Annotated in this window: 12 protein-coding genes; 3 read left to right on the forward strand and 9 right to left on the reverse strand. The window is 61.4% G+C overall.

The genetic code is table 11. The features are described from left to right. Window positions 1–47 precede the first annotated feature (47 nt). Window positions 48–959: a LysR family transcriptional regulator gene (locus ACYJRZ_RS00485; RefSeq protein WP_459455081.1), complete on the reverse strand. Its 912-nt coding sequence runs from the start codon at window positions 957–959 to the stop codon at window positions 48–50. A 121-nt stretch (window positions 960–1,080) separates the two neighbouring features. Here ACYJRZ_RS00485 and ACYJRZ_RS00490 point away from each other — a divergent pair, with 121 nt between their 5' ends. From ACYJRZ_RS00490 to ACYJRZ_RS00500, 3 genes are all read left to right on the forward strand, one after another. After that, window positions 1,081–1,821, forward strand: coding sequence for an SDR family oxidoreductase (locus tag ACYJRZ_RS00490; RefSeq protein ID WP_459455082.1), 741 nt, complete (start codon window positions 1,081–1,083; stop codon window positions 1,819–1,821). Window positions 1,822–1,908: 87 nt separating this feature from the next. Further along, a complete protein-coding gene (locus tag ACYJRZ_RS00495; RefSeq protein WP_459455083.1) occupies window positions 1,909–2,811 on the forward strand; it encodes an SDR family oxidoreductase in 903 nt (300 codons plus the stop codon). Between the two features lie 155 nt (window positions 2,812–2,966). Further along, window positions 2,967–4,178: an adenylate/guanylate cyclase domain-containing protein gene (locus ACYJRZ_RS00500; RefSeq protein ID WP_459455084.1), complete on the forward strand. Its 1,212-nt coding sequence runs from the start codon at window positions 2,967–2,969 to the stop codon at window positions 4,176–4,178. Window positions 4,179–4,196: 18 nt separating this feature from the next. Here the strand turns inward: ACYJRZ_RS00500 and ACYJRZ_RS00505 are convergent, their stop codons facing one another. The 8 genes from ACYJRZ_RS00505 to ACYJRZ_RS00540 are packed head-to-tail and all read right to left on the reverse strand — an operon-like array spanning window position 4,197 to window position 13,339. Further along, window positions 4,197–6,164 (reverse strand): 3-hydroxyacyl-CoA dehydrogenase NAD-binding domain-containing protein, encoded by a 1,968-nt coding sequence (locus tag ACYJRZ_RS00505; RefSeq protein ID WP_459455085.1) that lies wholly within the window; start codon window positions 6,162–6,164, stop codon window positions 4,197–4,199. 17 nt (window positions 6,165–6,181) lie between these two features. Beyond that, the gene (locus tag ACYJRZ_RS00510; protein ID WP_069611780.1) at window positions 6,182–6,577 is read right to left on the reverse strand and encodes a RidA family protein; all 396 of its coding nucleotides are present in this window, start codon (window positions 6,575–6,577) and stop codon (window positions 6,182–6,184) included. Continuing rightward, window positions 6,555–6,986, reverse strand: a complete 432-nt coding sequence (locus ACYJRZ_RS00515; RefSeq protein ID WP_459455086.1) for an acyl-CoA thioesterase — start codon at window positions 6,984–6,986, stop codon at window positions 6,555–6,557. The genes ACYJRZ_RS00510 and ACYJRZ_RS00515 overlap by 23 nt, the downstream gene beginning before the upstream one ends. 8 nt (window positions 6,987–6,994) lie before the next feature. Further along, window positions 6,995–8,176, reverse strand: a complete 1,182-nt coding sequence (locus tag ACYJRZ_RS00520) for an acyl-CoA dehydrogenase (RefSeq protein ID WP_459455087.1) — start codon at window positions 8,174–8,176, stop codon at window positions 6,995–6,997. Window positions 8,177–8,190: 14 nt separating this feature from the next. Continuing rightward, window positions 8,191–9,372 (reverse strand): acyl-CoA dehydrogenase family protein, encoded by a 1,182-nt coding sequence (locus tag ACYJRZ_RS00525; protein WP_459455088.1) that lies wholly within the window; start codon window positions 9,370–9,372, stop codon window positions 8,191–8,193. Between the two features lie 4 nt (window positions 9,373–9,376). Then, the gene (locus tag ACYJRZ_RS00530; protein WP_459455089.1) at window positions 9,377–10,228 is read right to left on the reverse strand and encodes an enoyl-CoA hydratase family protein; all 852 of its coding nucleotides are present in this window, start codon (window positions 10,226–10,228) and stop codon (window positions 9,377–9,379) included. A 5-nt stretch (window positions 10,229–10,233) separates the two neighbouring features. After that, window positions 10,234–11,013: an SDR family NAD(P)-dependent oxidoreductase gene (locus tag ACYJRZ_RS00535; RefSeq protein ID WP_459455090.1), complete on the reverse strand. Its 780-nt coding sequence runs from the start codon at window positions 11,011–11,013 to the stop codon at window positions 10,234–10,236. 7 nt (window positions 11,014–11,020) lie between these two features. After that, window positions 11,021–13,339: a bifunctional salicylyl-CoA 5-hydroxylase/oxidoreductase gene (locus tag ACYJRZ_RS00540; protein WP_459455091.1), complete on the reverse strand. Its 2,319-nt coding sequence runs from the start codon at window positions 13,337–13,339 to the stop codon at window positions 11,021–11,023. Window positions 13,340–13,568 lie beyond the last annotated feature (229 nt).

Raw genomic sequence — 13,568 nt, forward strand, 5'->3', positions numbered from 1 at the left:
CTATTCAAAGAGCCGATTTCATTTATTTGATCGCTTTCGCGGAATATTCATCCGCCCTCGACTTCGGTGCTGTTCTGTCCGGCAAAAACCTTCACGAGCCAGTCTATGAAGACGCGAACCCGCGGTGAAAGCTGGCGGCTGCGCGGATAGAGCATCGAGACGGGCGTCCGTGTCGGCGGATAGTCCGGCAGGACATGCAGCAGTTCGTGCGATCGTAGGGCTTCCTCGGCGTGATAGCGCGGAACCTGGATCAGGCCGAGGCCGAGTTTGGCGGCGGCAAAATAGCTCTCGGCCGCATTGACGGAGATGGTGGCTGGCAGGGTGATTTCGCGCACGGCGCCATCGAGCTGGAATTCTAGCGGCAGGAGCCCGCCCGTTGCGGAAGAGCGGAAGCCGACCATGCGGTGGCCGTCGAGCTTCTCCGGATGGGCGGGCATGCCGAAACGTTCGACATAGGCGGGTGCCGCAAGCGTCACTTCTTCCAGCATCGCGACGCGGCGGCCGATCATGTCGCTATCTTGCAGCGTGCCGACGCGCAGCACGCAATCGATCCCCTCGCGGATCAGATCGACAAACCGGTCGCCTTCGGTGATCTGCAATTCGATGTCGGGATAGGTTTCGAGGAAGGAGGGCAGGTTCGGCAGGACGAAGTGCCGCGCAAGCGTTCCATGTACGTCGACGCGCAGGACGCCCTTCGGCTTCGCCCCGGCAAAGGCGCCTTCCGCATCCTCGATATCGGAAAGGATGCGCAGGCAGCGCTGATAATAGGCCTCGCCATCGAGCGTCGGGCTGACATGCCGCGTCGTGCGCTGTAGCAGGCGCACGCCAAGACGCCCCTCGACCTGTTTGATCGCATCCGTCACCGTCGAGCGGGGTAGGCCGGTATCTTCGGCCGCCAGCGTGAAGCTGCGGCGTTCCACGACCCGGCAAAACACCCGCATGGCATCGAATCTGTCCATATTATTTGTTCGAAAATTTCGGATAGTGATGCCGATTAATGGCCGATTATCCGCCTCAAGAAAAGGGGCATCTTCTCCTCATCGAAATGCGCTACGGCGCAAAGCAACGAAGGATGAGAAAATGAGCAGCAATTCCAACAAGGTAGCGATCGTCACCGGAGCATCCCGCGGCATCGGCGCCGCCATTGCCGAGCGTCTGGCCGAAGACGGTTTCACGGTCGTCATCAACTATTCCGGCAGCGAAGCCGCCGCCGAGAGGCTCGCCCGCAAGATCGAGGAAAAGGGCGGCAAGGCGCTGACCGCGAAAGCCGATGTCTCCGATGTCGAAGCCGTGCGCCGCATGTTCGACGCAGCCGAAGCTGCCTTCGGCGGTGTCGATGTCCTCGTCAACAATGCCGGCATTATGCAACTGGCCAAGATCGCCGATGCGGAAGACGCCCATTTCGACCGTCATATCGCCATCAACCTCAAGGGCACGTTCAATACGCTGCGAGAAGCCGGCAAGCGCCTGCGTGACGGCGGCCGCATCGTCAATTTCTCGACCAGCATTGTCGGCCTCAAGCTTGAAACCTACGGCGTCTATGCCGCTACCAAGGCCGGCGTCGAGCTTTTGACCGGCATTATGGCAAAGGAACTGCGTGGCCGCTCGATCACGGTGAATGCGGTCGCGCCCGGCCCGACGGCCACCGATCTCTTCCTGAATGGCAAGAGCGACGAACTCATCGACCGCATGGCCAAGATGAACCCGCTGGAGCGCCTGGGAACGCCACAGGATATCGCCGCTGCCGTTTCCTTCCTCGTCGGCCCGGATGGCGGCTGGATCAACGGTCAGACGCTGCGCGCCAATGGCGGAATGATCTGAGCCAACTAGGCGGCAGGGAAATGCCTGCCCGGCCTCCCGCTCTCAGTCAATCGTCAACTACAGCCAATTCAGCAAAGGAACAGGATCATGAGCAAGCAAGTCATCGTAATCACTGGTGCATCGAGCGGCTTCGGCGCCCTGACGGCACGCGCGCTCGCCAAGGCAGGCCATATTGTCTATGCCGGCATTCGCGAAACCCAAGGACGCAATGCGGCGCAGGTCGCAGCGGCGGCGGCATTCGCCACGGAGAACGCTGTCGATCTCAGGATCGTCGAACTCGATGTCGCCTCGGATGCTTCCGTCGAAGCCGGTATTGCCGCCGTTATCGCCGGGCAGGGCCGCATCGACACCATCATCCACAATGCCGGCCACATGTCCTTCGGTCCGGCGGAGGCATTCACGCCCGAACAGTTCGCCGAACTCTACGATATCAACGTGCTTAGCACCCAGCGCGTCAATCGTGCCGTGCTGCCTTACATGCGCAAGGAAGGGAAAGGGCTGGTCGTCTGGGTCTCCTCATCCAGCACACGCGGCGGCACGCCGCCGTACCTCTCGCCTTACTTCGCTGCCAAGGCCGCCATGGATTCGCTCGCCGTCTCCTATGCGTCGGAGCTGTCACGCTGGGGCATCGAAACCGCCATCATCGTGCCCGGTGCCTTCACGAAGGGCACCAATCATTTTGCCCATTCCGGCTCGCCGGCCGATAAGGCCCGCGCCGCCGAATATGATGACGGCCCCTATGCCGGCGTTCCCGATCAGGCACTGAAGGGACTTGCCTCATTGGAACCTGCGAATGCCGATGCCGCTTCGGTGGCGACGGCGATTGTAGATATTGTCGACATGCCGTTTGGAACGCGGCCGTTCCGTACCCATATTGATCCTTCAGAGGATGGTGCTGAGATCGTCAACGGTGTTGCCGACCGGGTTCGGGCAGAGCTTTTCCGGCGCATCGGTCTGGAAGACCTGCTGAAGCCGCATGCAAAGGCCTAAGGCCCTCAATCATCCTTAGAAGGTGTCAAATCGCCGCTTCTGTGCCACAGAAGCGGCGATCTGTTGCGTGCATCAGGGCTATTTTGCGTTGTACAGCATTCCAAGCCTTGGAGTTTCGTACTAAAGCGATTCCTTCAGAGGGTCGGGAGATATCCATGGACGCGAAGGACATTGGCGAAATTGCCAGCTGGCTCATGCAGGCCGGTCTCAAGGGGATGACGGAAGTCGATATCCTCTCGGGTTTCTGCGAGCAGTGCCGTCAGCATGGTCTCAACATCGATCGGGCCATGGCGCTGATGGATACGCTGCATCCAGTCTATGAGGGCCGCGCCTTCCGCTGGGACGGCAATCAGATCATCGAGCGCGAGTTCGAATATGGCCCGACGCAACAGGGGATCGCCTCTGAAAACTGGCAGCGCTCCGCCTTCTACCACATGCTGACAACAGGCGGAGACGAAGTGCGCCGTCGTATCGGCTTCGGCGAGCCAGCCGATTTCTACGGGCTCGATACGTTGCTGGCAGATGGTCATACCGATTACATCGCCATGATCCACCGTTTCGAAGAGGGCGGCACGATCGGCGAGATGGATTGCTTCTATTCCAACTTCGCCACCGCCGCCGAAATGGGATTCCCGGAAGAGGATTTGCGCGTGCTGCGCAAGTTGACGCCGGCACTTGCTCTCGCCATCAAATGCACCGGCATGAGCCGCATCGCCCGCACCATTGCCGAAGTCTATCTTGGGGAAGATGCCGCCCGGCATGTGCTTGAGGGCAAGATTACCCGAGGCAAAACGGAGCGGATTTCAGCGGCGCTCTGGTTTTCCGATCTCGCCAACTATACGCGCATATCGGATACGGCCGAGCCGGATGAAATCATCCCTATGCTGAATGCCTATGCCGATGCGGTCATCTCCTCGATCCATGAGGCGGGCGGCAACGTGCTGAAGCTGATCGGCGATGGCACGCTGGCGATCTTCAAGGCTCGCAATTCCGCCGATGCTTGCGCTGCCGCCCTGATGGCGGAATCGCTGCTGCGCCAGCGGCTGCGCGACCTTAACTCGCAGCGGCAGATCGAAGGCCGGCCCGTCACCGACGTCTATCTCGGTCTGCATATCGGCGATGTCTTCTACGGCAATATCGGCAGCATGGACCGGCTGGACTTCACAGTCATCGGCCCTGCCGTCAATGAAGTCAGCCGCATCGCCTCGATGTGCCGGTCGGCCGACCGAAACGTCCTGATGTCGTCGAATTTCGTCGAGGCGCTGTCGGGCCAGCAGAGCAACGATCTCGTTTCCGTCGGCCGCTATGCGCTGCGTGGCGTCAACCGGCCGCAGGAACTGTTCACGCTGCTCTCTTCGGCGGCCTGAACCGTCCATGTAACACTTTCAGCGGCGGCCGGCCGCAAACATCGGGCCGCCCTTGCTGGCCGGAAAGCCATAGCCATTGATCATGACGAGATCGATATCGCTGGCGCGGGCGGCGATGCCTTCCGCAAGCAGCGCCTCGCCTTCGGTGGCCATGGCTTTCAGCAGGCGGCTCACGATCTCTTCCGCAGTGAAGCTCCTTGGTACAATGCCTTTTTCAGCGCGGGCGGCTTCGATCATGGCCGTTGCCTCGGGATCAACAGTCCGTTTGCCGTCGGGGTAGGCGTACCAGCCGCGGCCGGTCTTCTGGCCGAAGCGGCCGGCTTCGCAGAGCCGGTCGGCGATGACGACGTAGCGTTCCGAGGGATCGCGTGTCGCGGCCTGACGCTTGCGGCGTGCCCAGGCGATTTCCAGACCCGCCATGTCGAATACGGCAAAAGGCCCCATCGGAAAGCCGTAGGCCTCCAGGGCCGCGTCGATCTCCTGCGGCGAGGCGCCGTCCTCGACCATGTATTCGGTTTCGCGGCGATAGGCGGAAAAGATGCGGTTGCCGATGAAGCCTTCGGTGACGCCCGATACGACAGGCAGTTTGCCGAGCCGCTTTGCCAGGGCAAGAGCTGTCGCCAGCACATCCGGCACCGTCTTCTTGCACTTCACCACTTCCAGGAGCCGCATGATATTGGCGGGCGAGAAGAAGTGCAGGCCGACGACACGCTCTGGCAGTTTGGTGGCCGCAGCAATGACATCGGGGTCGAGATAGCTCGTATTGGTCGCAAGGATCGCATCGGCTCGAACGATCGCGTCGAGGCGCTGGAAGAGCTCGGTCTTGACGGTGAGATCGTCGAAGACGGCTTCGATGACGATATCGGCTTTTGCGAGCTCTTGAATCTCCGCCGTCACGGTCAGCCGGCTGAGGCGATCTTCGCGGCCGGCTGCATCGAGGCGACCGGATTGCACAGCCTTGTCGAGGAGGCCAGCGATCCGTTCGCGGCCCTTATCTGAAGCATCGATGGTCTGCTCGACGCCGATCACGCGAAAGCCGCCGTTGAGGGCGGAAACGGCAATGCCTGATCCCATAAGACCGGTGCCGACAATGCCGATGGTTTCGATCTTGCGTGCGGCAAAGGCCTCCAGTCCCTCGACCTTGCCGGCGGCGCGTTCCGCGAAGAAGACATGGCGCAACGCTGCGGCCTCTTCGCTGTCGCGAAGCGCAATAAAAGTGCGGCGTTCCTCGGCAAGCCCTGCCGATAAAGGGACGGTCGCCGCCAGGCGCACGAGGCGGACGGCCTCGGCAGGCGCATGCTGGCCGCGCGCCTTGCGCAATGCGTCCGATGCCGCCTTGTCGATCACATCTGTAGCTTCCGGAGGAACGGTCAGCGATCCCGTGCGGCGTAACGATGCGGCGTTGGCCGTCTTGGCGTCGGTAATAGCTTCGGCGATCAATTCACCTTTAGCTACGCCTTCCACGATACCGCGCTTGAGCGCTTCGGCGGCAGAGACGATGCGTGCATTGGCGATCATATCGATAGCGGCGGTGATGCCAGTGAGCCGCGGCAGGCGCTGCGTGCCACCGGCGCCGGGTACGATGCCGAGCTTGACTTCGGGAAGGCCGAGTTTGGCGGTCGGCGCGGCGAGGCGACGATGGCAGGCGAGCGCTACTTCCAGACCGCCGCCGAGGGCCACACCATTGATCGCGGCGACAACGGGTTTGGCAAAGGCTTCGATGCGGGCGATGACATCAGGCAGCTGCGGCTCGACCGGCGGCTTGCCGAATTCCTTGATATCGGCGCCGCCGATGAAGCTGTTGCCCGCACCAGTGAGCACGATGCCCGTGGTCGTCCCGTCTTTTTCGACGTGATCAAGCGCCGCCATCAGGCCGGCCCGGACATCGGCAGAGAGCGCGTTGACCGGCGCATTGTCGATAGTAACGACAAGGATCTCGTCGGTCAGCGCCGCCGAGATGGTGTCCGAAAAGCGCAATGCCGACATGATCTTGACCGCCTATATTATTCCGGAATGACTGCCGTTGCCTGGATCTCGATCTTGGCACGATCTTCGACGAGGGCGACAACCTGCACGGCGGCCATGGCCGGGAAGTGCCGGCCGATGATCTCGCGATAGGCCTGACCGATTCCCTTCAGATTGCCGAGATATTCCTGCTTGTCGGTGAAATACCAGGTCATCGAGGTGATGTGCTTGGGCTCCGCGCCGCCTTCGGCAAGAATGGCGACGACATTCTTCAGCGTCTGGCGCACCTGCTCGACGAAATCGTCGCTTTCGAATTCGCAGGCGGCATTCCAGCCGACCTGGCCGCCGACGAACACCATGCGGCCCGTCGCCGCCATGCCGTTGGCATAGCCGATCGGCTTGGCCCAGCCTTCAGGTTGCAGGATGGTGTGCATCGGTCGTCTCCAGATGAGAGGTCAGTGCGGCGCGGATATCCTCCGGCCATTCAAGGGATTTATGCGTATCGAGCGAAGTGGCGACGACGCGGTGCTTGGCCGTCCACAGCACATGGCCGTTTGCCGAAACCTGGTGTTCGAGATCGAGCGAGGAGCGGCCGACACCATGGACCGAAAGCAGAAATTCGAGATTGTCGCCTTGCAGGCCCGGCTTGATGAAGGTCAGATCGAGCCGCACGGTGGGAACGCCGATGCGGCGGTCGTCGATCAGTTTTCGCCAGGAGAAGCCGATCGAAGCGAAATAGTCTTCCAGCACCCCGACAAGAATGTTCAGATAGGATGGGAAATAGGCGATCCCGGAAGGATCGCAATCTCCGAAGCGCAGAGGTCTGGTGGTCTTGAATGCCAAAGCGGGCCTCAGTTCGAAAAGGCGGCGATGCCGGTGATGGCGCGGCCGAGGATGAGGGCGTGGATGTCGTGCGTGCCCTCATAGGTGTTGACCACTTCGAGGTTGACGAGATGGCGGGCGATGCCGAACTCATCGGAAATGCCGTTACCACCCAGCATGTCGCGGGCAGCGCGGGCGATATCAAGCGCCTTGCCGCAGCTGTTGCGCTTGAGGATGGAGGTGAGCTCGACAGGCGGATGGCCTTCTTCCTTCATGCGGCCGAGACGCAGGCAGCCTTGCAGGCCGAGTGTGATCTCGGTCACCATGTCGGCAAGCTTTTTCTGGATGAGCTGGTTGGCAGCAAGGGGACGGCCGAACTGTTTGCGGTCGAGCACATATTGCCGTGCCCTGGCATAGCAATCCTCCGCTGCGCCGAGCGCACCCCAGGCAATGCCGAAGCGGGCGGAGTTGAGGCAGGTGAAGGGACCCTTGAGGCCGGATACGTTCGGCATCAGATTTTCTTCGGGCACGAAGACATTATCCATGACGACTTCGCCCGTTATGGAGGCGCGCAGGCCCACCTTGCCGTGAATGGCGGGTGCGGACAGGCCCTTCCAGCCCTTTTCGAGGATGAAGCCGCGGATAAGACCGTCCTCGGTCTTCGCCCAGACGACGAAGATATCGGCGATCGGCGCGTTGGAGATCCAGGTCTTGGCGCCGGTCAGGCTATATCCGCCATCAACCTTCTTTGCGCGGGTGACCATCGAGCCGGGATCGGAGCCATGGTTCGGTTCGGTGAGGCCGAAGCAGCCGATCCATTCGCCGGTCGCGAGCTTCGGCAGGTACTTCTGCTTCTGCGCTTCCGAACCGAAGGTCTCGATCGGCACCATGACGAGCGAGGACTGCACGCTCATCATCGAGCGGTAGCCGCTGTCGACACGCTCGACTTCACGGGCGATCAGGCCATAGGCGACATAGCCGAGGCTGGCGCCACCATATTCCGGGGAGATCGTCGGACCGAGCAGGCCGAGTTCACCCATTTCGCGGAAGATCGCCGGATCGGTCTTTTCATGCCGGAAGGCTTCGAGGACGCGCGGCGCGAGCTTTTCCTGCGCGTAGGAATGCGCGGTATCCAGCACCATCCTTTCGTCGTCGCTCAGCTGTTCCGTCAGCCGGAACGGGTCGGCCCAGTCGAAAATCTCGCGGCTCATGCTGGTATCTCCCATTAATTGGTCTTCAAAAGTTCGCGCGCGACGATGAGTTTCTGAACTTCCGTCGCACCTTCATAGATGCGAAGCGCGCGGATCTCCCGATAGAGTTTTTCCGTTATCTCGCCCGATTTCACGCCACGTCCGCCAAAGAGCTGGACAGCGCGGTCGATGACGTTTTGCGCGGTTTCCGTCGCCGTCATCTTGGCCATGGCGGCTTCGCGCGTCGTCGGCAAGCGCTGCACGTCGCGGCGCCAGGCCGCCCGGTAAGTGAGCAATGCCGCCGCATCGATGCCGGTCGCCATATCGCCGAGGGCGGCCTGCGTCAACTGAAGGTCGGCAAGGGCTGCGCCGAACATCGGACGTGACCGCGCATGGGCAAGCGATTCATCGAGCGCGCGGCGGGCAAAGCCGAGGCCGGCAGCGGCGACCGATGCGCGGAAGATATCGAGCGTGCGCATGGCGATCTTGAAGCCTTCGCCTGACGCGCCGAGGCGACGGGAAGCGGGAATGCGGCAATTGTCGAAGCGGATCGTCGCCAGCGGATGCGGCGCAATGACCTCGATGCGCTCGGCAATGGAGAAACCGGGATCGTCGGCAAAGACCACGAAGGCCGAGATGCCACGGGTTCCCGGCGCTTCGCCGGTGCGCGCGAAGACGGTGTAGACGTCGGCAATGCCGCCATTGGAAATCCAGGTCTTCTCGCCGTCGAGGACATAGTGATCGCCATCAAAGCGGGCAGCGCAGCTCATTGCGGCGACATCGGAGCCGGCGTCCTTTTCCGACAGCGCAAAGGCGGCAAGCCAGTCACCCGAGCGCACCTTGGGCAGGACGGTCGAGCGCAATTCGGGCGAACCGGAAAGGCCGATGGCGCCCGTGCCGAGCCCCTGCATGGCAAAGGCGAAATCGGCCAGGCCGTCATGCCAGGCGAGCGTTTCGCGGGCGAGGCAGACCATGCGGGAATCGATCAGCGGTTCGCTGTCGGAAGACCCAGTGGCGGCGGTGAGAAGCCCGGCTTCGCCCAGCGCCTTGACCAGCTTGCGGCATGCGGCATCGACATCGGCATGATCGATCGAAGCCATGATGCCGGATTTGGCGAAGGCGTCGACTTCAGCCGTGAAACGGTGGTGGCGTTCTTCGAAGAAAGGCCACTCCAGATGATCGCGCGTCGGGCCGGGGAGGCTAGTTGTCGCGGACATCTCCTCAATCCCCCTGGAATTCCGGCCGGCGCTTGGCGGCGAAAGCCTCGAAAGCGCGGCGGAAATCCTGCGTCGCCATGCAGATCGCCTGCGCCTGCGCTTCGGATTCGATCATTTCGTCAATGCCCATCGCCCATTCCTGATTCAGCATGGTTTTGGTCATGCCGTGCGCGAACCATGGGCCGTCGGCGAGCGAACGGGCGAGCTTGACTGCTTCGCTTTCGACGTCAGCGCCGGTGTACAGGCCGTTATAGAAGCCCCAGGCCTGTCCTTCCGCCGCCGTCATCGATCGGCCGGTGAAGAGAAGCTCGGCGGCGCGGCCCTGGCCGATGATGCGAGGCAGGATGCCGCAAGCGCCCATATCGGCACCCGCCAGGCCGACGCGGGTGAAGAGGAAGGCGGTTTTCGCTTCGGGCGTCGCGAGCCTCAGATCAGAGGCCATGGCAAGGATGGCGCCGGCGCCGGCGCAGATGCCGTCCACTGCCGAGATGATCGGCTGCGGGCATTTGCGCATCGCCTTGACGAGATCGCCGGTCATGCGTGTAAAGGCCAGAAGCTCGGGCATCGCCATACGGGTCAATGGCTCGATAATCTCGAAGACGTCACCGCCCGAGGAAAAGTTGCCGCCGGCGCCGGTCAGTACGATGGCACGGATATCGGATGCGTAAACGAGATCGCGAAAGAGATCGCGTAGCTCGGCATAGCTATCGAAGGTCAGCGGGTTCTTACGTTCCGGGCGATTGAGGCGGATGGTGGCGACGCGGCCGTCTTCGCTGACATCCCATAGGAAGTGCTCAGGCTTCAAATCCTTGAAGGGCTTCAGATGCCCCCTCATCGTCATGTCCCGATCGCTCATCGCGCTCAAATCTCCCCACCGGCAACCGCAATTGCCTGTCCATTGATCGATGCCGCGCCCGGCGAGACTAGCCAGAGTACGGTATCGGCGACCTCTTCTGGCTTCACGAGCCGCCCTTGCGGATTGGATTTCATGAACTCGGCCAGCGCCTGTTCGGCCGTGCGCCCGGTCTTGGCGACGATGGTTTCGATCGAGCGCCGGATAATCGGTGTATCGGTGAAGCCGGGGCAGACGGCATTGACCGTGATACCGGTTTTCGCCAGCTCCAGCGCCAACGAGCGGGTCAGGCCGACGACACCATGCTTGGCCGCGACGTAAGCCGAGACGTAACCATAGCCCTTCAGGCCGGCCGTCGAGGCGATATTAATGATCCGCGCGCCGGCACCATGGGCTTTCAGGTCGGGAAGGGCAGCCTGCGTCACCACGAAAACGCCTGTGAGGTCGACCGAGAGAACGTGGTTCCAGGCCTCCAAGGTCGTCTTCTCGAAGGCTGCGCTCGGTGCCTCGCCGGCATTGTTGACAAGGATATCGACTGGGCCGAATTTTTCGCGTGCCTTGGCAAGGCCCTGGGCAACAGCATCGGTGCTGGTGACATCGAAGCCATTGACCACAAAAGCCTGGGCGCCGATTTCGGTGGCGACCGCTTCCAGCGGCTCGCGGCGGCGGCCTGCGAGGCTGACGTGTGCACCTTCAGCGGCAAGCGCCTTGGCGATCGCGGCACCGATGCCGCTGCCGGCTCCGGTGACGAGGGCGTGACGGCCGGCGAGTTTACCCGAAGTCGTCATCTCATCCTCATTTCGCCGGTGATGCGGTGGCCGCACGGGCGAGGTTGGTTTCATACTGCGTCTTGCCGGAAAGATATTGCTTCGGCCAGGGAATGGAAGTCAGCCCGATCTTTGCGGCTTCATGCAGCGCCCATGCCGGGTCTGCCAGATGCGGGCGAGCGATGGCGCAGAGGTCGGCACGGCCGGCGGCGATGATCGAATTGGCGTGATCGGCCTCGGAGATCGCACCGACGGCAATCGTCGGGATGCCGATCTCGTTGCGGATCTTGTCGGAGAAGGGTGTCTGGAATAGGCGGCCGTAGACCGGCTTTTCCTGTTTCGAAACCTGGCCCGAGGAGCAGTCGATCAGGTCGGCACCAGCCTCCTTGAACATGCGGGCGAAGATTGCCGCATCTTCCGGCGTGTTGCCGCCATCGGTCCAATCATGGCAGGAGAGGCGGATCGAGATCGGCTTGCCCGCCGGCCAGATGGCGCGCATCGCCTTGAAAACTTCGAGGGGATAGCGGGCGCGGTTTTCGTGGCTGCCGCCATACTCGTCATCGCGCAGATTGGTAAGCGGCGACAGGAAGCTCGACAGCAGATAGCCGTGGGCGCAATGCAGTTCCAACCAACCGGCGCCGGTCTCGATCGCCAGTTCGGTCGAGCGAATGAAATCGGCCTTGACGCGCTCCATATCGGCGCGATCCATGGCCTTCGGCACCTGACTGCTCTTGAGATAGGGAATTGCCGATGCCGAGATCAGCGGCCATTCGCCTTCTGGGAGCGGCTGGTCGATGCCTTCCCAGGCAAGCTTCGTCGCACCCTTGCGGCCGGCATGGCCGAGCTGGATGCCGACCTTGGCCGCACTGTTCGTGTGAACGAAATCGACCAGGCGCTTCCATTGCGCGACCTGTTCCTCGTTCCAAAGGCCAAGACAGCCGGGGGTGATGCGGGCGTCTGGGGTAACGCAGGTCATTTCCGCGAAGATTAAACCTGCGCCTCCAAGCGCGCGAGAGCCGAGATGGACGATATGGAAATCGTTCATCACGCCATCTACAGCCGAGTACATCGCCATCGGAGACATGACGATGCGGTTGACGAGCTGGATATCGCGCAGTCGGTAGGGCGTGAACATCGGCGGAAGGCAGCGATCGTTGCCGACATCGAGGCCGGATTTTTCGGCGAACCAGCGCTCATAGCCTTCGAGCCAGGTCTTGTCGCGCAGCCGCAGATTTTCGTGGCTGATGCGCTGAGAGCGGGTCAGCATCGAATACATGAATTGCGGCGCTTCGAGCGTATCGGCATAGCGGCGGCCGACGACTTCGAACCATTCCATCGCATTGCGGGCGGCATTCTGGATGCGGGCGACATCGACGCGGCGGATTTCCTCGTAGCTTTCGAGGACGGCCGGTATCTTGTCCTTCTCATGCCCGTGGATCTGGAATTGCCGGGTCAGCTCGATGGCATCATCGATGGCGAGCTTGGTGCCGGAGCCGATGGCGAAATGCGCGGTGTGGGCGGCATCGCCCATCAGCACGACATGGGAATTGCCGTTGAAATGGCTCCACTTGCCGCAGATCAGGCGGTTGAAGTTCAGCCAGGCCGAGCCGCGGATGTGGCGAGCATTGGTCATTAGCGAAGCGCCTTCGAGCACTTCGGAGAACAGATTTTCGCAGAAGGCGATGGAGCCGTCCTGATCCATCTTGTCGAGGCCGTGAGCGAGATACGCCTCTTCCGTCGTCTCGACGATGAAGGTCGAGGTCTTGTCGTCAAACCTGTAGATATGCGCCTGGAACCAGCCGTGATCGGTACGACGGAAATCGAAGGTGAAGGCGTCGAAAAGCTTGTTGGTGCCGAGCCAGATATAGCGGTTCGGCCGGGTGATCATGTCAGGCTGGAAGACTTCCGGATAATGATTGCGGATCTTGGAATTCAGGCCGTCCGAGCCGATGATCAGATCGGCGTCGGGATAGTCGAGATCGGAATTGACCTCGGTCTCGAAGACCAACTCGACGCCGAGTGCTTCGCAGCGGCGCTGCAGGATGTTCAACAGCTTCTTGCGGCCGATACCGACAAAGCCGTGGCCAGATGTGCGCTGGCGCGTGCCCTTGAAAAGGACTTCGATATCGTCCCAATGGTTGAAGGCATCCTCGATTTCGGCAGCGCTTTCGGGATCCCATTCCCGCATCGACACCATGGTCGCGTCAGAGAAGACGACGCCCCAGCCGAAGGTGTCATAGGGGCGGTTGCGCTCGACGACGCGGATGGAGTGCTCGGGATGGAGCTTCTTCATCAGAAGCGCGAAGTAAAGCCCTGCGGGGCCGCCGCCGATACAGACGATGCGCATCGCTTTCCTCCTCATTCGGCTGGAGCCGATCTCAAAATAATTTAAGTTTAAAATATCTTGTTGGAGCCATTCGTCAAGGCTTTTCCTGCTCCAATATGCGGCCTGTAGGCACCCGTAATAGCAGGAAAATCGAAAATAGCGCTTTTGAATCAATCAGAAATCAAAAATAGTTTAGGCTTAAAATTTCTTGCTTGAACAATGCGGGCTTCGGTGCGATCTTTTTTAGCAA

The organism is Rhizobium sp. No.120 (assembly GCF_054558365.1).

Coding starts and splice junctions, on each gene's coding strand:
- ACYJRZ_RS00540 (WP_459455091.1), bottom strand. CDS start 13,339: ATGCGCATCGTCTGTATCGGCGGCGGCCCCGCAGGGCTTTACTTCGCG.
- ACYJRZ_RS00535 (WP_459455090.1), bottom strand. CDS start 11,013: ATGACGACTTCGGGTAAACTCGCCGGCCGTCACGCCCTCGTCACCGGA.
- ACYJRZ_RS00485 (WP_459455081.1), bottom strand. CDS start 959: ATGGACAGATTCGATGCCATGCGGGTGTTTTGCCGGGTCGTGGAACGC.
- ACYJRZ_RS00520 (WP_459455087.1), bottom strand. CDS start 8,176: ATGAGCCGCGAGATTTTCGACTGGGCCGACCCGTTCCGGCTGACGGAA.
- ACYJRZ_RS00530 (WP_459455089.1), bottom strand. CDS start 10,228: ATGAGCGATCGGGACATGACGATGAGGGGGCATCTGAAGCCCTTCAAG.
- ACYJRZ_RS00510 (WP_069611780.1), bottom strand. CDS start 6,577: ATGCACACCATCCTGCAACCTGAAGGCTGGGCCAAGCCGATCGGCTAT.
- ACYJRZ_RS00525 (WP_459455088.1), bottom strand. CDS start 9,372: ATGTCCGCGACAACTAGCCTCCCCGGCCCGACGCGCGATCATCTGGAG.
- ACYJRZ_RS00490 (WP_459455082.1), top strand. CDS start 1,081: ATGAGCAGCAATTCCAACAAGGTAGCGATCGTCACCGGAGCATCCCGC.
- ACYJRZ_RS00500 (WP_459455084.1), top strand. CDS start 2,967: ATGGACGCGAAGGACATTGGCGAAATTGCCAGCTGGCTCATGCAGGCC.
- ACYJRZ_RS00495 (WP_459455083.1), top strand. CDS start 1,909: ATGAGCAAGCAAGTCATCGTAATCACTGGTGCATCGAGCGGCTTCGGC.
- ACYJRZ_RS00505 (WP_459455085.1), bottom strand. CDS start 6,164: ATGTCGGCATTGCGCTTTTCGGACACCATCTCGGCGGCGCTGACCGAC.